General features: G+C 32.1%; 21 protein-coding genes and 3 pseudogenes. 14 read left to right on the top strand and 10 right to left on the bottom strand.

The annotated features are described in order from the left end of the window. Positions 1 to 197: 197 nt before the first annotated feature. The 4 genes and pseudogenes from ACZ267_RS12275 to ACZ267_RS12260 all read right to left on the bottom strand — a co-directional run. A pseudogene (locus ACZ267_RS12275) lies at positions 198 to 812 on the bottom strand (relaxase/mobilization nuclease domain-containing protein); the annotation flags it as partial. Next, positions 799 to 986 (bottom strand): annotated as a pseudogene (locus ACZ267_RS12270) (hypothetical protein). The pseudogenes ACZ267_RS12275 and ACZ267_RS12270, both read right to left, overlap by 14 nt. Beyond that, positions 971 to 1,081: pseudogene (locus ACZ267_RS12265) on the bottom strand (plasmid mobilization protein); the annotation flags it as partial. The pseudogenes ACZ267_RS12270 and ACZ267_RS12265, both read right to left, overlap by 16 nt. A gap of 148 nt (positions 1,082 to 1,229) precedes the next feature. After that, the gene (locus ACZ267_RS12260; protein WP_107566360.1) at positions 1,230 to 2,609 is read right to left on the bottom strand and encodes an MFS transporter; all 1,380 of its coding nucleotides are present in this window, start codon (positions 2,607 to 2,609) and stop codon (positions 1,230 to 1,232) included. 111 nt (positions 2,610 to 2,720) lie between these two features. Between ACZ267_RS12260 and ACZ267_RS12255 the strand changes: the two genes are divergently transcribed. The 4 genes from ACZ267_RS12255 (at position 2,721) to ACZ267_RS12240 (ending at position 6,570) form a co-directional block, all read left to right on the top strand. Further along, a complete protein-coding gene (locus ACZ267_RS12255; RefSeq protein ID WP_463680326.1) occupies positions 2,721 to 3,398 on the top strand; it encodes an ArsR/SmtB family transcription factor in 678 nt (225 codons plus the stop codon). A gap of 141 nt (positions 3,399 to 3,539) precedes the next feature. Beyond that, positions 3,540 to 4,430: a ThiF family adenylyltransferase gene (locus tag ACZ267_RS12250; protein ID WP_107566362.1), complete on the top strand. Its 891-nt coding sequence runs from the start codon at positions 3,540 to 3,542 to the stop codon at positions 4,428 to 4,430. After that, positions 4,423 to 5,346 carry an aspartate/ornithine carbamoyltransferase family protein gene (locus ACZ267_RS12245; protein ID WP_107566363.1) on the top strand — a complete coding sequence of 308 codons (924 nt, stop codon included), beginning with the start codon at positions 4,423 to 4,425 and terminating at the stop codon, positions 5,344 to 5,346. The genes ACZ267_RS12250 and ACZ267_RS12245 overlap by 8 nt, the downstream gene beginning before the upstream one ends. A gap of 612 nt (positions 5,347 to 5,958) precedes the next feature. Beyond that, positions 5,959 to 6,570 carry a helix-turn-helix domain-containing protein gene (locus ACZ267_RS12240; RefSeq protein WP_001076470.1) on the top strand — a complete coding sequence of 204 codons (612 nt, stop codon included), beginning with the start codon at positions 5,959 to 5,961 and terminating at the stop codon, positions 6,568 to 6,570. Between the two features lie 326 nt (positions 6,571 to 6,896). Here ACZ267_RS12240 and ACZ267_RS12235 read toward each other — a convergent pair whose 3' ends face one another. From ACZ267_RS12235 to ACZ267_RS12210, 6 genes are all read right to left on the bottom strand, one after another. Further along, the gene (locus ACZ267_RS12235; RefSeq protein WP_129323325.1) at positions 6,897 to 7,151 is read right to left on the bottom strand and encodes a hypothetical protein; all 255 of its coding nucleotides are present in this window, start codon (positions 7,149 to 7,151) and stop codon (positions 6,897 to 6,899) included. Between the two features lie 114 nt (positions 7,152 to 7,265). Then, positions 7,266 to 8,132, bottom strand: coding sequence for a hypothetical protein (locus ACZ267_RS12230; RefSeq protein ID WP_129323326.1), 867 nt, complete (start codon positions 8,130 to 8,132; stop codon positions 7,266 to 7,268). 77 nt (positions 8,133 to 8,209) lie between these two features. Further along, positions 8,210 to 8,728, bottom strand: coding sequence for an LPXTG cell wall anchor domain-containing protein (locus ACZ267_RS12225; RefSeq protein ID WP_195225612.1), 519 nt, complete (start codon positions 8,726 to 8,728; stop codon positions 8,210 to 8,212). A gap of 105 nt (positions 8,729 to 8,833) precedes the next feature. Further along, complete coding sequence (locus tag ACZ267_RS12220; RefSeq protein ID WP_107566367.1) at positions 8,834 to 9,472, bottom strand: hypothetical protein; 639 nt, start codon at positions 9,470 to 9,472, stop codon at positions 8,834 to 8,836. A gap of 5 nt (positions 9,473 to 9,477) precedes the next feature. Continuing rightward, entirely contained in the window at positions 9,478 to 9,957 is a 480-nt protein-coding gene (locus ACZ267_RS12215; protein ID WP_039258943.1) for a hypothetical protein, read from the bottom strand. A 173-nt stretch (positions 9,958 to 10,130) separates the two neighbouring features. Then, a complete protein-coding gene (locus ACZ267_RS12210) occupies positions 10,131 to 10,388 on the bottom strand; it encodes a hypothetical protein (protein WP_164978483.1) in 258 nt (85 codons plus the stop codon). Between the two features lie 1,540 nt (positions 10,389 to 11,928). On the opposite strand from ACZ267_RS12210, the gene ACZ267_RS12205 reads away from it, so the two are divergent. The 10 genes from ACZ267_RS12205 to ACZ267_RS12160 form a co-directional block, all read left to right on the top strand. Continuing rightward, complete coding sequence (locus ACZ267_RS12205) at positions 11,929 to 12,513, top strand: LPXTG cell wall anchor domain-containing protein (protein ID WP_164978484.1); 585 nt, start codon at positions 11,929 to 11,931, stop codon at positions 12,511 to 12,513. A gap of 175 nt (positions 12,514 to 12,688) precedes the next feature. Then, positions 12,689 to 12,784: a type I toxin-antitoxin system Fst family toxin gene (locus ACZ267_RS12200; RefSeq protein ID WP_002512588.1), complete on the top strand. Its 96-nt coding sequence runs from the start codon at positions 12,689 to 12,691 to the stop codon at positions 12,782 to 12,784. A gap of 719 nt (positions 12,785 to 13,503) precedes the next feature. Continuing rightward, positions 13,504 to 13,980 (top strand): hypothetical protein, encoded by a 477-nt coding sequence (locus ACZ267_RS12195; protein ID WP_195225603.1) that lies wholly within the window; start codon positions 13,504 to 13,506, stop codon positions 13,978 to 13,980. A gap of 349 nt (positions 13,981 to 14,329) precedes the next feature. After that, positions 14,330 to 14,902 carry a TetR/AcrR family transcriptional regulator gene (locus tag ACZ267_RS12190; RefSeq protein WP_011152942.1) on the top strand — a complete coding sequence of 191 codons (573 nt, stop codon included), beginning with the start codon at positions 14,330 to 14,332 and terminating at the stop codon, positions 14,900 to 14,902. An 82-nt stretch (positions 14,903 to 14,984) separates the two neighbouring features. After that, positions 14,985 to 15,938: a thioredoxin-disulfide reductase gene (gene trxB / locus ACZ267_RS12185; RefSeq protein ID WP_011152944.1), complete on the top strand. Its 954-nt coding sequence runs from the start codon at positions 14,985 to 14,987 to the stop codon at positions 15,936 to 15,938. A 208-nt stretch (positions 15,939 to 16,146) separates the two neighbouring features. After that, complete coding sequence (locus ACZ267_RS12180) at positions 16,147 to 16,806, top strand: carboxymuconolactone decarboxylase family protein (RefSeq protein WP_058703172.1); 660 nt, start codon at positions 16,147 to 16,149, stop codon at positions 16,804 to 16,806. 165 nt (positions 16,807 to 16,971) lie between these two features. Continuing rightward, on the top strand, positions 16,972 to 17,112 hold the full coding sequence (locus ACZ267_RS12175; RefSeq protein ID WP_157977670.1) for a hypothetical protein: 141 nt from the start codon (positions 16,972 to 16,974) through the stop codon (positions 17,110 to 17,112). A 57-nt stretch (positions 17,113 to 17,169) separates the two neighbouring features. Beyond that, positions 17,170 to 17,484, top strand: coding sequence for a thioredoxin (trxA, locus tag ACZ267_RS12170; protein ID WP_011152946.1), 315 nt, complete (start codon positions 17,170 to 17,172; stop codon positions 17,482 to 17,484). A 61-nt stretch (positions 17,485 to 17,545) separates the two neighbouring features. Next, positions 17,546 to 17,866, top strand: a complete 321-nt coding sequence (locus tag ACZ267_RS12165) for a thioredoxin family protein (protein ID WP_058703173.1) — start codon at positions 17,546 to 17,548, stop codon at positions 17,864 to 17,866. Positions 17,867 to 18,326: 460 nt separating this feature from the next. Beyond that, a partial coding sequence (locus ACZ267_RS12160) for a recombinase family protein (protein ID WP_438453552.1) occupies positions 18,327 to 18,427 on the top strand: 101 nt, incomplete at its 3' end.

Raw genomic sequence — 18,427 nt, 5'->3', positions numbered from 1 at the left:
AAAATAAAAAAGCTAACTCAAAATGAGCTAGCTTTTATTTCAATGTAGTATTAATTTTTATATCTGTGCTACAACACCGATTAATTAAAATTAAGATAAAAAAATCGACGAAGGTCGATGTCGGTTTTAGCACGCGAACTGAAAGTTCGCATAAGTGCGCCCTTACGGGAATTAACTAGATTATAACGACGAAAATAAACTCTGTAAAGCGAAAAACATTGTTGGTTTAAATGGTCTTTGAATTCATCCATATTCGTTGCTTGTGATTGGTCTATCACCTCTCTGATTTCATCTTTCCATGAATATTGGGCTGTTGATTTTGTATTAGGATCAGCAATTGCTTTTTCTGTTTGTGTGTAACGCAATCGTGCGGTATCTTTCTCTGGCACACTTAAGCCATGTGCTCGACAGACCTCATCATTCAAATCCCTTAAATCACGTAAGGCTTGTTTATTGTTGTTAAATTTCTTGCCTGTTTCAAGATTAATTGCATTAATCACAATATGATTGTGTATATGATCCGTATTATTATGTGTGTACATAGCGACTTGATGATTAGGCGCTATTTTCTCAGCGAGTTCTAAACCTAACTGATTACATTGTTCGGGTGTGACTTCGTCGGGTTTAAATGATTGGATAATGACATGCCCTTGGTTACCATCAGTTTTACCATACAGTTCGCGAGAGGCTTTAAAACTCGATTTGGCATAATCCACATCACAATTTAAGCCACTTTTTTCTACAGCTCGTTTCTCAGCATAGTTGATAGCCCGTGACGTTGATTTGGTGGCACTTAATTTAGTTGTTGCCATCATCATCACGTCGTTTTCTTTTATTTCTTTAATTAAATAACCAATGTTGATTACTCCAATAACTAACATAATTATGGCTGTTGTATATGAATGGTTATAAAAATTCCAAATTGAAAAGCCTATAGCAAGTATTAATACAAATAAGCTCGTTACTATTTCTAAATTCTTTTCCATATGTCATTCAACCTTTCACGTAATGCATTAATATTATGTTCTAATACTTCGTAGTTTGGTGCTTCATGTTGATGTTGGTTGCAATATTTGGCAATCATTGGCTTTGCTAGCCACTCTCGTGGCAGACGCGCCTGCTTGTTGGGGATAATCCCCAAGCCCCTTAAGATTTTTTTGGCGAAAAAAATAGTGGCTAATTGATAGCCACTATTAATAAAGAAAAAAGTATTATTTGTTATAAATATATTAATTAAGTTCAGAATTAGTCTTTAATATTTTTAGTAAAAAAGGTAATAATGCTAAAAGTAGTGTTATTGATGCAAATAACCATGCATGACTTGCCCCTTCTATGAGTTTATCTGAATTTGGTGAATTACTGATAAATAATGAAGTGACCGCTGTATAAAAAGCAATACCTATGTTTTGAACCATTCTTTGTGTAGCTCCAACAGTACCTTGCATATTTTGAGAAACAGTTCCCATTATTGCCGAAGTATTAGACGGTAGGAAAAAGCCTCCACCTATGCCATATATTAATAATAATAAGCTTATTGTCACTGGATTTAATATATATTGTAATAGTCCTAGACTTGTATATGCCATAATCATAATAATTAATCCTATAGTCATTAAGACAATATTGCCAATACGAGAAATTAATTTACCAGATATTTTTGAAATAAGTACTAATCCTAAAGGAGAAGCAAGGTTAACTATTCCTATTTGCCAAGATGAAAGATGATTAATTTTTTCTAAAATATATGGAGGAATTATAAAACCTAAAGATGTTGTACCTCCAAATACAAATATTGCAAATATTGGAGATGAAAATGATATATTCTTGAATAAATGTAAATCGATGATAGGATGATTCGTTTTTAATTCCCATATAATAAATAGACAAAAAGTAACAATAAAGATTAAGAAATTGCCATATACTGATATATTAAAAATTGAGTTATAAGACCAAGATGTTAAACTTATCAATAGACAAAAAATAGATAGAAATAATAATAAATTTCCACGTATATCTAAATGAATAGACATACTTTTTTGTTCTTTAATATATTTTTTTAAAAATAAACAACCTATTAAGCCTATAAATATAAAGGGAATATTGATCCAAAATATCCATCTCCAATTACCTATAGATATTAAAAGACCTCCGATACTTGGACCTAAAACAGGGCCTATTCCTAATAAGATACTTAACATTCCTAATGCAGGGCCTTGTCTATTTTCAGGAATGGTTGTAGTAATAATAGCTGTAGCAGTTCCTTGTAGCATTGCTGCACCTATACCTTGTAAACCACGAAACAATATTAATTGTATGATGTCATTTGAAAAACCGCATAAAATAGAAGCTATTAAAAAAATAGTTAATCCTAAACTATATATATTTAAACGACTGTATTTATCACTTAATCTCCCAAATATTATAATTGTGCCTGTTAATAATAAAGTATACAGTGTGACACTCCAAGTAATAAAAGAAGTATCAACATTAAAAGATTTTGATAAAGTAGGTAATGCGACATTGATAATTCCGCTATCCAGGGTGGATAAAAACATTCCTATTCCTGCTGTGAAAACAACTAAATGATCGAAATACTTAGAAGAATTCATCTATAATACCTCCTCATTTAACTAATTTAATCATACCCATATAATATTTCGATTAACACCGAAATATTATATGGGTATGATTAAATTGTACTAACAGAAAGGGTGTATTATATGTATGAAAATTTTTCTGAGAATGTCCTCCTTATTGGACATAAGACACGTTTAACTATGTTAATTGAATTATCTAGTGGTATATCTCTTCCAGCTGGAGAATTAGCTAAACTAGCTGGTGTAAAAACGCAAACAGCTAGTGAACACCTTTCAAAATTAGTAGAAGCTAATTTAATTTCAGTAAATACATGGGGACGACATCGTTATTATAAAATTGATAATGATAAAGTTGTTGATGCTATCAATGCTTTATCTGTCATATCTCCACCTATGAGTAGCAAATCGTTAAAAGAAACAACAAAAAAAGAAAAGTTATCATATATACGTACTTGTTATGGTCATATTGCTGGACAAATAGGTGTTAAATTTACTGAAGCTTTATTAGAAAATGATTATCTTAAAGAAAAAGAAGAATATTATAAATTGACTCAAAAAGGGAAAAATTGGTTAAAAAGAATTGGAATGGAAACAGAAAAGAGTATGTATTCTAAATCTATTCCAAAACATGTAGATTGGACTGAAAGAAAAAATCATATGGCAGGACCGATTGCATTACGAATAACTGAAAAAATGATCGAATTATCTTGGATTGAAAATAGTGAAATTAATCGATGTCTTAATTTAACCAAAAAAGGAAAAAGTGCGTTTAAGACATATTTAAATATGGACCTCCCATAATAAAAAAAGAAATATTTTGACAAATAAAACGTTTTTATGTTTATGTACTTATTGAAAAGTGTATTAAAACACTTATATTTCAATTTTTCTCTGTGTCGAGTGATGTAGTTATTACAAAATCTTATATTTTGGAGGTCCATAATGAATTCTAAAGTGATTAAGTATACTGCTGATTTTGATGAAAAACGATATTGGGAAAGAGTTAAACGAAATTTAGGTTGGTTAGGAAATACTGATGAAGAAGCCAAAAAGCGTCAAAAGAAAATCAGTGAAGTCGTAATAGGTATTGCTGGTTGTGGTGGTATAGGAGGTGCTGTAGCCGAAAGATTAGTAAGATTAGGAGTTCGTCATATAAAAGTAGCAGATCCAGATCATTTTGAGCTTTCTAATATTAATAGACAGTTTGGTGCATCTTTGGATAATATCGGAAGAAATAAGGCAGAAGTAGTTGGAGAATCTATATTTAATATTTCAAGAGATGTTAATGTTGATGTTTATCCTGAAGGTATTAATAATAATACTGCTGCTGATTTTGTAGAAGGCTGTGATTATGTTTTAGATAAAATTGAATTATTTGAATTAGAAGCTCGCTACGCATTACATAAAGCTTTTCAAAAGAATGAAAGATGTAAATTTATGTTAACTGTGCCAGTGTTTGGTCATAGAGCTTTCTTCTTTAAATGGACTAAAGATTCAATGTCAGCTGAAGATTATTTTGATATCAAGCCAGGTTCAGAGCTAGATGAAAAAAACACAAGAAAAATAGTTTATTCCCTTTTTCCAGAATACCCTCAATTCCCATCCAAAGAAAGATTAGATGATTGGCTAATTAATAATAAAGAATGCCCTATTTTTGCTGGATGTCCCCCTTTAGCTCAAGGTCTTTTAGTAGAAAGATTGAGTTTTGAAATCACTGATTTGAAAGATATTCCAGAATATAAAGATTTACCGTCAACTCCAAGTTATTCTATGTTTGATTCAGCCTCTTGGGAAACAAAAATTGTTGAAAGAGAGGAAAATAAAATTGATTAATAACTTGTTATCGATGAAGAATGTGAATCTTGTTGATATTAATACTATTTTTGAAAAAGCAGATTATTATGAAAAATCTTTAAAAAATGGAAAAGTAATTAAAGATTTAGAAGGTAAAATTCTTGCTACACTTTTCTATCAACCAAGTACCAGAACTAGAATGAGTTTTACGAGTGCCATGTATCGATTAGGTGGTCAAGTCATAGATATGGGTGGTCCTAAAGTAGCACGTAATGATGATTATTTTGACGAGAGTATGTCAGATACTATTAAATATATTGAACAATATTCAGACATCATGGTTATGCGTCATTTTCAAAATTATACTGTTGAAAAGGCATCGGAAATCACCCATATTCCTATGATTAATGCTGGGGATGGAACAAATGAGCACCCTACACAAGCTTTATTGGATTTATATACGATGTCAAAAGAATTAAATGGTTTAAAAGATAAAGTTATAGGAATAGGTGGGGATATTAATTGTAGAGTGATTCGTTCTATTGTTATGGGTCTAGAAAAGTTTGATATTAAGAAAATTGTATTTCTATTGCCTAATGGCGAAGAATTAAATAGCGATATTCTAAATTTATTAAAAAATACTGATTACTCTATAGTTCATAATGTAGAAAGAGTATTAGAGCTAGCTGATATATTAGATATTATACCTTTTGAACTGCCAGATTTTAATTCCGCTTATTCAGAAAAAGTTGATGAAAAACCATCATTAGAAAATAATTTGATAGTATCTAAAGAAAAATTTAATGATAAGAATAGAATCCCTATTCTAAGTCCTGGACCAAGAGAAGCTGAACTTTCTTCAGATACAGATAACATGGATAATGTGATATTTACTAAACAAGCATATAATGGTTTATTAATAAGAATGGCTCTTTTGTATTATTTTTTACAGTGATTAATAGCCATTTATAAAATGAATAATATATACAAAAGTACTACCCATAATAGTTAATTATGTCAACTCAAATAAACGACCTAAACGCTGTTAAATCAGCATTTAGGTCGTTTTGTTCGGATTATAGGTTATACATATTTTATATATACCCCGAGTGACATGTTTTCATGCATCTTCATAAAGATAACTTTTGTATCTTTATGAAAAATTTCACATTACAAAGTATCGTGTTAAAATGGTCGTTTTTGTTATACTTAAAAAGCACTTCCTGTGCATGAAAGGAGGTGTGATGTACAAATGACTATTGCACTTTTCGTCGTAACAATTATCATTTGTCCAGTTTTGACTGGCATCATCGCAAATTATTTGTATGATCAATTCAAATGATAAAAAGAATACCCCCACAAAGCTTTGGACGGCTGTGGGGGTATTTGATGTACAAACAACATCGCACTTTTCGTTACTTCTAGTATATTATTTCTTATGACTTTTGTAAAATGAAAGCTACATATCTTTATAAAATATCAATTTAAATCAATTGTCGTGTCATTGTCGTCTGTCTGTCGGGCGATTGTCGTGGCTATTTTTTAAGATGAGGAGTAATTTAATACTATGAATCAATCAAAAATCGCAAAATTAAGAAAAGACAAATCGTTAACGCAAGAAAACTTAGCCGAAAAGGCCTGTGTCACAGTAAGAACTATTCAAAGAATAGAGGCAGGTGAAGAAGTTAGTAGCGAAACACTTAAAAATATTTCGAATGCGTTAGATGTTACCATCAATGAACTCTTTGAATCGATTGCGTCGTCTGATAAGGAGGAGGAAATCATGGAAATAGCTAAAGAACAACAAAAGCAGTTTCATTATCGTAGAAATGAACAATTGACGTTTCGATTCATCGCATTTGGCGTTATTTTTGTATTTTTAGGTTTGTTTGGTATTTTTGTAGGAGGATTAAACGGGTTAAAACAAGACATTTATGGCATTGTCTGGATTTTTATGCTGTTTTTAAGTTTAGCTATGATGCATTATGTTTTAAATGTATTGATATCAAAAAAATTAGATGAAAAATATCCGATGACTGTTGGTATGAACAATAAAAGATCTAATATGAAACAGCAACCTGTCAAAAATGGTTGGGAATTTATGGCTCGATATTGGTGGATCATTTTTCCAATTGGCGGCTTTTTAAGTTGGCTTATTCCTGAATTGACAGGAAAGTAAATCTCAAACAATAAAAATATAGTTGGGAGGCATCGCTTTTTATTATTTGAGTGTTCACAATTGATATCGACTTGTTTGAAAAGGTTCTCATTTTTGAGTATGGGGAGTCAGTAACTTTTTATGCCGAGAAAATTGATTGTCATTGAGAAGAACCCTTAACTAAACTATATCGACGAATGTCGGGATAGCGTGAGCTATGCTACCGACCATTCGATAAAATTCGGGATTGTTAAGGGTTCGGAGGCTCAATGACAATCAAGGAATTGGAATAAATACCAGCGACGATGTGATGAACGATGATAAATAAAAAGGTACCTATACGGTATCTAAGTGATATCACGATCATAACTTTGGAAAACAAACCATTCGATGAGTTCATAGGGATCGAATGGTGTAGGTGGATGTGTATATACCAATAAGTTGTGTCTCTGGCAGTGAATATAAACAGCGCTAGCGAGTCGATTTAATGTATTCAGCTCATCCATATCGGCATGATTTTGGTCGACTTTTTCAAATAATAAAATAACTTCAACGATGTCATAACCGATTTGTTCAAGGTACATTTGAATATGATGATACATATGAAAGGTCTCCTTTATAATGAATACGCCATATCACAGTATTGTGATACGGCGTTGATTGATGTGATAGACATTCAATATTGATTTTTTTGAGTAAGACAAAGCTATTTAGATTTATTTCTGATCTTGAACATAGCGGCTATCGGGCGCATCAAACTGAATGCCTTTTGTTTTTTTGCCTACCGGTGTAACCAGATTCAACTCACCATCGTTTTGGCTTATAAATGCATATTTTTTATCATAGACATCAGCGGTACCACCTGCAATATCAAAGGCGATCATATGATGGTTAGGATGTTTGTCGGTTGTGAGGTAATCGATCGTACCTTTGTTTTCATCTAAAGCATTTGATATACCACTTTCCGTCATGACTTGTTCAATATCGCCAACATCTTCAGGTTGTTTTGTGTTACCAATCCCTTGGGGATGAATGGCAAATGCTTCTCGTGTCGAATGGTTCCCTGTTTCATCTTCTGTCACTTGGATACGCACTTTTTGAGGTTGAGGGGCGTGATAAGTCATATTATCTAAATGTTTTATGGCTGTTTCAGGTTGGGTTTGAAAATCACTTGCTTTGAGTTTAAAACCATCATGATCCTTCAGTTGTTTACGATCCACAAGTTTTTGTATTTCTTGTTTCATTTCTTTTTTCTCATATTGAAAAGCAGCACGATCATCTTTTTTGGCCATATCAATAATAGCTTTATCTGATTTGTCTTTAAAATCACCTAACGTGCGATCAGATGCTTGATCACTACTATAAACGGTTTGTTTGCCATTTTGTGTCACAATATAAGCTGTCACGACGGAATTTTTTGTCGGTGTTGGATTGTCTTCTTTTTTGACGAGATATGAGATGTGTTGATCTTGATGCATCACGTCACCTAATTTAACGTGTGTTTGATTGGCTGCTTGATTATGGTGCCCACATCCCGCTAATAAGAAAGCGAGACTGATCATACTAATGATACTTTTTTTCATTGTGAATACTCCTTTGTGTTTTGGATATAAAGAAGCGATAGCTCTTCATATTGAAGACCTATCGCTCAGTTAACTGATTAAGCTTGGTGAGAAGCACGGCGAGCGATGAATCCAATACCCGCTATCAGTGCGATGATGCCAATCATTGTTGTTATGCCAGTATGAGATTGACCTGTCTCTGGTAACGTTTGATCTGTTGTATCATGTTGTGTTTGTTCAGTATGTTGTGTTGCTGCTTGTGTTGTGCTTTGATCGTGTGATGATGTGTCTTCATAATGACCGAAGGTTTTGAAATCTTGACCACTGCTGTCGGTACTGTGTTTAACTGTACCATCTTTATAAAGACGTGTGATGCCTGCACCGCCGACGCCTGATTTGTTATTGGTTGTCACTTCGTAATAATCACCATGGTCTTTCGGTTGACCATAACGAATTAAATCAGGTTGATTACCGTGCTGTTTGTCGACTTGTTGAATAATGTCGACGGCATTTGATCCATTGATGTTACTTTCAGCTTTTGCCTGAGGGGCATGTAAACCCGATAATAAAAGTGTTCCCGCAATGGCAGTCGTACTAAGTAATTGTTTTGTTTTCATAGAATCGCTCCTTGTTGAATCAATAATATTGATGATTACTTGATCTTAATAATCAAAAATAAACCATCAATCGAGACAGCGTTAAATACATCTAATTCCTCCTTACTATTTTTGAAACGCTTGATATTTGTAGTACATGTGTAAGACAACGCCGATGGCGACAGGGACGATAATAAAATACATGATGATCATGTAGGCACCGACAAAGAATAAAAGAAAACCTAGGTACCCCATGGCGATAAACCAAGCACCATTGCCCATCTCTGCACGACGATTCCGTTTTTCAGCGTCTATATTAGTCGCAGTCCAATGTCCATGGCGACGATTGTAGTTAAACGCATAACGATCATCGGCGTAGACTTTGCCTCTTTCTTCACGAATCCGTTGGTTATGACGTTTAGTAAAGCGATCTTCATGTTTCACTAAACCCCAATAAAATCGCGTGAAGCTGATAGATTTCACAAAACGGATGTACGTTAATGTGAGTGGGGATAATATCATGACGATGAAGGTATATAGATGCACGAGTTGCGTCATGATGGGTGGTGCTGAGAGTGGGACAAAGAAAGGTTCTTTGCCAATCTCAAATGGAAAAACAATCGATACGAGGATGATATAAAACCAAAACCAACGTGGGACGATTTGAAAGACCGATTGAACAAAATGTAAGAAACTTGAAGTATTCAGTTGTTGAGTATTCTGATACAAACGGAGATGATTGAGTTGTTTGAGTGATTGAAACATAGACCTTAAAGTGCTCCTTTCATGTAAATCATTTGTAGTTGAATCAGTTCGGTTGTGAATTGCGCAAAGAGCGTGTCAGGTGACACTAAACGTAATGCATGACGATATGTAAAACAAAAATGAATTGCTTCTGAGGGTGCCATTTGGAATGTCACAAGCATTTTGTGTGCGTCATTTTTGAGGACGTATGTTTGATAATGATGTTGTAATTGTTGATAAAGTTGATGTGTCATTTCATATGTGACACTCGTCGGTGTCACTTGATCATCGGTCATGGTTTGATGACTCATATAATAATTTTGCGTATGATGGTCGTATAGTAAATGTTGATGTTGATCGTTTAAAAAGTCACGAATATCTTCTAAATCTCGTTGAATCGAACGCGGATGAACGTGAAATGTTTCAGCCAACAAAGGCACATTAACATAACGGTGATCACGTAACTTAGTATAGATAGTTAATGTTCGTTGAACCTTGTTTCCCACAATCTTGTCCCTCCTTATGATTTTGATTATAAGCAAAACAGACGACGGGTATCGTCGTCTGTAAAAAATTAAAATAGGTATCAAATTGAATGATGTTTATGGTGTTTAAGATGATTATTGCATCTCATTTTTGTGATTCATGTTGTGACAGATAGTGTCGTTTTGAGACAGTGTTAAATGACATGATAGTAATACGATTGGATTAAAAAATAGTCACGTAAGTCATGAGAATTGAGCGCAACAACGGTTAACTCTAAACCCAATTTTAGATCATCACGGAGGTAACGATAGATGTTTTGAAAAAGTTGTTGCATCGTTGTGATTTCATTTTGTGTGGCACGATGTTCAAAGATTTTTTGACATATGATAGCGACCTTCACAGGATCTTTTTGATGTTTGAACAAGTACTGATTAATGTGTTGATATACCATTTGTTTCACCTCTATTCGAAAAAATTTCAACGTTTCAACTAGAACGATAGCCATCGTTCCTATGGTTTTGAACTTTGAAAAACGTCTCAATTTTTTGAACGAACATCATCTTCAAAAAGCAAACATGCATTAAAATAACGAAAGTTACCGGGGCTTTTTAAGGTTACCGAGCCCATAACGGCGCGGTTGAAATTTAAAAAATCATCAATTTTGCTTAAAATTGGCTATTTTTTACTAAAAAAGTTACCGGGGGCTTTTTCGGGTTATTTTAGCTCCAATATCGAAAGTAGATATTGGAGCTAATCCCTTGGGGATCTAAGCTCAACGCAGTTGGAGCAAGTGAGCGAAGCGAGCGGTAAGGAAACCTCAGCTATGCTGAGTGACACCGAAGGTGGCATCGTTGTCCCTTATGCTCTTTACCGGGTAACTTTTTAAAAGGTGCTCGGTATATAAAAAAAGTTAGTTCCGGAGCACAAAAAGTGCTTTGGAGATTACTTGTTTTCTTTGAAAAATAGGAGTGAATAACGAGCTATTTTGAAAAGTTGAAGGCGTGTTTGAGATGTCATGGCATTTGATTTTATGTGTGGTTGAAATCGTCAGTGATCATATGAAAAAGAAAAAACGAGAACATGTTAAGATGTCAAAAAGAGATTTCCAATATTAAAAATGGGCGATTCAAATCAAAAAATGTGTGATACTTTTTTGTATATATGAAGTAAATGAAATGATGTATAGGCGTTTTTGGGATCGGTTTTAAAAGTTGAAAATTGACAATCAATGATCGATAAGAGTGACCCAAAAAACTATTTTTTGATATAGTTTATTGCCATTTTTTTGAATGTCTAAGGTCATTGAATAAATCCAAATAGGACATTAAAATCGTTCAATGTTGTTTATTTTTACGTCGTGTTTTTAATGATTCATGTGTTCAAAAAAGGACACCAACAGACCATCATTTGTGTCATGTTTTTGAATTGGGATGCGATGATGGTTGGTTCAAAAGGCACTTAAAAAATATGATGGTTTTGGATGTTTAGTTTGATTTTAAAGATATCATTGTGGTCAAAAAGAAAGACAGAATGAGGTTGTTTTTTCAAAAAAGGAAGGAACAAAAATGACATTGTGCATGGATATATCATTAAAAAAAGTGTCATAAAATGAACGTTCAATGTGATGAATTTGAAACTAAAACAAAAAGAAGATGGATGGATTCAAATGATTGTTTAAGGTTAAAATTGATGTATTAACGCTATACATTTTGAAACAAATGAAGACGAGTGATATAAAAAAATGCGTACAAACATCAATTAGATTAGTAAAATAAAAGGCAAATGAAAAAGTCATTTTAAAGGATGAAATGAGGTTCATGAAAGGTTAAAAAATGAACTGATCCATTTTTAAAAATGAGATTATTTAAACGTAAAAATGATAGCTATTGAACTCAATAAATATGAAGCAAAAATGATTCAACGGACATTATATGACCTTCTTATTAATTATACTGGAATCATCAAACATGAATTATCGGAGGTTATACTTAATGAAAAAAGTGAGTATGTTAGGAGCAACAACATTAGCAGGGACTCTATTATTTACAGGTGTTGGTCATCAAGCACATGCTGCTGAAAGTGAAGTTAATGCGGATAATGCTATTGATATTGGAAGTGCTGTATCAAAAGCCAATGGCGGTGAACCAGAAAATGTTAATTATGATAAACCTGAAGATAAAGGGGATTATTATTTTATTAGCTACGGTAATAAATCTGGCTATGGCACAGGTGGTGTAAGGGTTTATAAAAATGGTACCGTTGAATCTTCTTCTGGTGCACCAGCATCAAGAGATACAGGAGAATTTGATAGAGATGGTAAATACGAATTTGCGTCTGATTTAAAATCAAATCAAATGAATAGTCAAAATCAATCATTAGAAAGTAATAACCAAAATAAGCAGCAAACATTAAAGAAAAATGACCAAAGTGGACAACAACCTCAGTCACAATCTAAAGCGTTACCTGAAACTGGTCAAGAAGATATTAATGGTGGTTTAGTGACAATAATTGCGGCAGTATTGTTGGCCGTTGGTTCATTACTTACTTTCAAACATTTTTCAAAATCGAATAAATAGTATTATCAAACACAGAGAATCAAGTCTCTGTGTTTTTATGTAAACATACAAATGACTGAAAGAGACGTAAGATCACTTATCGGAAGCCATCTGTAATTGAATTATAAGAGATGATATAATATAAAAGTCGTCGTTTTACTTCTGTGCTGTATTTAGCATGGAAGGAGGTGACACCATGTTCAGCATCATATTTGTATCTATAGTAGCTCCTATTATAGTAGGGGTTATAATCACGTTGTTTTCACATTGGTTGAATAATCGTGATAAATAATCAAGCGACGACACAGTAATAACACCAAAAAGAGCCCGATAACTATTCCAGTAGTTATCGGGCTCGGTGTTTACCATGTTCAACACATATTTGTTATCTAGATTATAACATCATAGTGCAGAGGAATGCAAAATAAAATAGATAAACTCTTTAAGGAGAGATAAAATGAAAGATGAAGTAAATATAAAAAATCCGACAAAAGCAGAGAAAAAGATTATAAAACGGTTACATCAAAAATATAATGCCAAAAAAGTGAAAGAAGAAAAAAATGTTATTTAGATTTTTGTAATAATAGATCTATAAACTCACATTCCTTTCAGAAAAACGGTGTTTTATCATCCATCTCTGATGAAAATAAAGAAGTATATAGTACTTATTTACCTTCTGTTACGTTTTATGAAGAACCTGAAGACAGTTACTTATTTAATGTACATATAAATAAAGCAAGTATATTTAAAGGATTCTGTGATGAACATGATACTAGGCTGTTTGATCCTATAGAAAAAGGCGCTACTAGGAATATAGAAGAATATATTTTTCTAAATGCTTTTAGAGGATTAGCTTATACTCATCTTCATGAAAAAGAGGTTAGAATTTCTAACATTGAATTTTCAAAAGAAGTTATTGAAAATCCAAGACTAAGTCAAGAGACAAAAGAATTATATAAAAAATTTGCACAAAATAAGCATTTACCTGATGATTTGTATAAGTATGAAAATATGAAAGAGAAAATGTTGTCTGTTTTTTCTAATGATTACACGGTAGATTTAGAAACGCTAAAGAAAAAATTTGATGTTTTTTATATAGAATTAACTGGAAAACAAGAATTTTTAGGAACAGCAGCAACTGCAGTTTTTAATAAAAATTCTAAATATGTAGTCTGTTTAGGTTTTTTACCACAATTCAAACCATATCCTAACATTTTTTTTGTAGTGACATTTAAAAGAGATAGAAGTGTAGATGAACTTTTAAGAAATATAAATAATTTGAATACTCAAAATCTTGAGAGAGAGTTAAAAATAGTTATACAAAATACACTAGTTTTTACATCTAGTAACATTGTATTGAGTAAAAATAAATATTTTAAGATGAAAAACCATAATCAGTTATATTCTTTAATAAAATTTCATATTAGAAGTGTAAGTGGAAGAAAAACCGATTTATTTTGTGATTATAATATAGAATTATTTGATTAATAAATATTATAATTTTTAAATGGTGATTTTTTCTGTTTTTTGAGTGTTTTAAGTACACCCTAATCATACAGACACAGTTATTGAATTTATAACAACTGTCACTGTACTTGGTATATGAGAATAATTTTACTTAATAAATGAGAAAGCGCAGTACACTCACTGCTTTAAGATTGGCTAATAAGATATTATTACTAATATAAAATTTGATTCTTGTTTAATTATGAATACTAGACTTATGGGTTGATTTTTAGTTTAGAAAGAGTTATTATATTTTTTGTACCGACCGGTAGGTTTAAAAAATAAAAAGTAAGTATCATACTTTCTTTTAGTAATAAGGTGGTAAGTAGTTATGTCAAAAAAACTTGAGATATTAACAATTGCCCGTGAAGTTATACATTCAAAAGGTTACAAGGCTACTTCTATCAGCGACATATTAAATGCTGCTGATATTGGAAAAGGACAATTTTACTATTACTTTTCCTCTAAGAGAGATTTAGGTTTAGCAGTAATAGACGATTTAGTTGAAGATTGGACTGAACAACTAATAAACAATAAACTTCATAAAAGTGAAAATCCTAAAGAGAATTTAAATGCTATGCTAGACTGGACCTTTAAATATCATGATGATATGAATTCAAAAGCTGGATGTCCTGTGGGAAATCTTGCAATTGAAATGAGTGAACATGACGAGATTTTCAGAGAAAAAATACAAGTATTTATTGATAAATGGATACTTTCAATGAAAGAAAATCTTGATCGCTTGAAAGAACAACAGTTTATAGAAAACTTAGATACAGAAAAACATGCGCAGGCTATTTTTTCAGCTATTGAAGGTGCAATTATGTTGACTAAAGTACAAAAGAGCGTTGAATATTTAAAAAATGTGATTGAAATTATAAAATGGCAATATAATTTATCATAATTTATCATTTTCATATTATCGATTGTTAAATTTTGACATTCAGATAATATGAAAAATCATTTAATGAATGGAGGCAATATAAATGGCTGAACAAGTGGATTTTGATGTTGCAATTATTGGCGCTGGACCAGCAGGTATGACAGCTGCTGTTTATGTATCACGTGCAAACTTAAGTACTGTAATGATTGAACGTGGTATGCCAGGCGGTCAAATGGCAAATACAGAAGAAGTTGAAAACTTCCCTGGTTTTGAAATGGTCACAGGACCAGATTTATCAACAAAAATGTTTGAACACGCGAAAAAATTTGGTGCTCAATATCAATATGGTGATATCAAGTCAGTTGAAGATAAAGGTGACTACAAAGTCATCAACCTTGGAAATAAAGAAATAACAGCACGCGCAGTGATTATTTCAACGGGTGCTGAATATAAAAAAATTGGTGTACCAGGCGAACAAGACCTTGGTGGCCGTGGTGTAAGTTATTGTGCTGTATGTGATGGTGCATTCTTTAAAGGGAAAAAATTATTCGTTATCGGCGGCGGAGATTCTGCAGTTGAAGAAGGAACATTCTTAACGAAATTTGCTGATAATGTAACTATTGTTCACCGTAGAGAAGAATTACGTGCACAGAAAATCCTACAAGATCGTGCATTTAAAAATGATAAAATCGACTTTATTTGGAGCCACACATTAAAAACAATTAATGATAAAGATGGCAAAGTAGGATCTGTAACGTTAGAATCAACAAAAGATGGTTCTGAACAAACATTAGATGCAGATGGTGTGTTCATCTATATCGGTATGAAACCATTAACAACACCATTCTTAGACTTAGGTATTACAAACGACGTAGGTTATATCGAAACAAATGAAGATATGAGCACAAAAGTATCTGGTATCTATGCAGCTGGTGATGTGCGTGATAAAGGCTTACGTCAAATCGTAACAGCTACGGGTGATGGTAGTATTGCTGCACAAAGTGCCATTGCTTATATTGAACATTTAAATGATCAAAGTGAGATACTATCTATTTAATCCTTATTTTTAAAATGAAAGACTAATTTATTGCTTTTAAATTTAGAATAAGTTATTGTATTTTATGTACCGACCGGTAGGTATTTTGTATTAGGAACTATAATAATCTACCGAGGAGAAGCACAACAATTGAAAATAACACATAAAAAGATTTAGCTTTAAAATAATTGTACCAACTAGTAGGTACACAATTAAGGGAGTTTTTGAAATGTTACAAAATGATAGTTTATACAAGAGGTCCAATACAAAAAGATTGGTTGAATTCACAAAACTTTCTCATGATTCTTTTAAAAGCTTTATAGAATTTGATCATCAAGTTTTATCAGAAGGTCATTTAAGTAAAAAGTTTAAAGAGGTTATCTCAATAGCAGTAGCACATACAACAGGCTGTCCACATTGTATTGATCACCATGTTAAGCAGTTTAAAAAATTAGGTGGTACAAAAGAAGAAATGGCTGAATCAATTATGGTAGCAACTGCATTAAAAGCTGGTTCTGCTATGGCACATAGTGTTAATACGCTAAATGCATATGACGAAATTGAAGATGACGAACTATATAAAGCTTCTTATTTTAAAAGGTTGAAAGAACTTGGACAATTAGATGGAGAACGTTTTAAAGCATTTATAAACTTTGATCAACAAGCAATGAAAGCAGGACTATTAACTGTTAAAGAAAAAGAATTAATTGCAATTGCAGTGGCACATACAACAGGCTGTCCATATTGCATCGATATTCATACTAAATCTGCTAAAAAAGCAAAAGTTACAAAAGAAGAAGTTGCGGAAGCAATATTAGTAGCAACGTTATTAAAAGCAGGTTCTGCAATGTCCCATGGTGTTAATGCCTTAAATGCATACGATGAATAAATAACTTACGTGGCATACCCCATTGATTATAGGAGGAAATTATAAATAACAAACAACAGTTCGAACCTTTATTCCAACCATTTAATCTAGGAAATTTGAATTTAAATATTATCAGCTAATAACAAAAATCATGAAATAAAAGAGTGAAATCTTGGTGTTTATAATTTGAATGTGACTTTTAACGTAGATATTGAAATAGAAGATTTAAAAATCGAGGAATTGATGCATGATGCTTTATCAATTTCTGTAGTAGGAAATACTATACAAAGTAAAGTTCAAATAAACCCTGAGTATAAACGTAAGTAGAGTTAGTAATTGAAAATGAGAACTAACTGAATTCAATTAAAAGGAGATTTAAAAGATATGGCAACAATAACAGTAACTGAAAAAACATTTAATAAAACAATTGAAAAAGGCGTAACACTTGTAGACTTTTGGGCAACTTGGTGTCCGCCTTGTCAAATGCAATCACCTGTATTAGAAGAACTAAGTGATGAGTTGGAAGGTAAAGTAATAATTGGAAAAGTAGATGTAGATGAAGAAAAAGCTTTGGCTGCTAAATACCAAATTCAGAGTATACCAACACTATTAATCTTTAAAGATGGTGAGTTAGTTAACACTTTAATTGGTTTTAATCCTAAACCAAATTTAGAAAATGTATTAACTAAATATTTGTAGTTAATTTTAAATTGGAGGAAATTGATAATACAAAAATAACTTTAGAAGGAGCTCTATAAGGATGGAAAAAGTGATGAGTTATAATGACTTATTGTACAAAATAGATAGAAACGATAAGCTACTATTATATGTAATGTCTGAAAATTGTAGTGTTTGTCATGCTGATTTTCCTAAAGTAGAGGCATTAGATAAAAAGTATAATTTAAACAGTTTGAACATTATGGTTAATGAGATACCAGAAGCAGCTGGTCAATTATCACTATTTACAGCTCCAGTTGTTATTTTATTTTATAAAAATAAAGAAATGCATCGACAAGCAAGAATTATTGATTTTGAAGAATTAGAGTATCGTATTAAACAATTAAATGAAATTGAAAATTAGTACATGTCAAAATGCTCTCCTAAATTCTTTGGGAGAGCATTTATATCATCGATGATTACCGAAAGATATTGTCATGCACAATAATCAATATGAGCCTTTCAGTGTTGAGGATATTGAGGAATATGATGAAAAAATGCAATCATATTATAAAAATAGACCAATCAAAGCACCATTTTCAACACGAACAGTCAAGGGATAGAGTGAGCATATCAATGAGCACTTAGCTAGAAGCTATGATCCTAATATGCTTGATTATTTAAATACTCAAGCATATATATAAATAATTTTTATAAACGAGTGTACAGAAAATAACCATTTTCTGTACACTCTCTTTTTATACCTAGATATATAGCTAGTATACATATTTTAGTGTTCAATAACCCAATAGGAAATCTATGTTCATAAATATAGTTAGAATTAAGTTATGGTACAATGAAAATGCATATAGGAGGTTTGTATTTTGAAAATAGGTTATGCAAGAGTGTCAACTGGTTTGCAAAATTTGAATTTGCAGGAAGATCGATTAAATCAATATGGTTGTGAAAAGATATTTAGCGATCA

This window comes from Staphylococcus sp. AC872 (assembly GCF_979255425.1).
The sequence above is the reverse complement of the archived record's forward strand: the minus strand, read 5'-3'. Positions and strand labels throughout refer to the sequence as shown.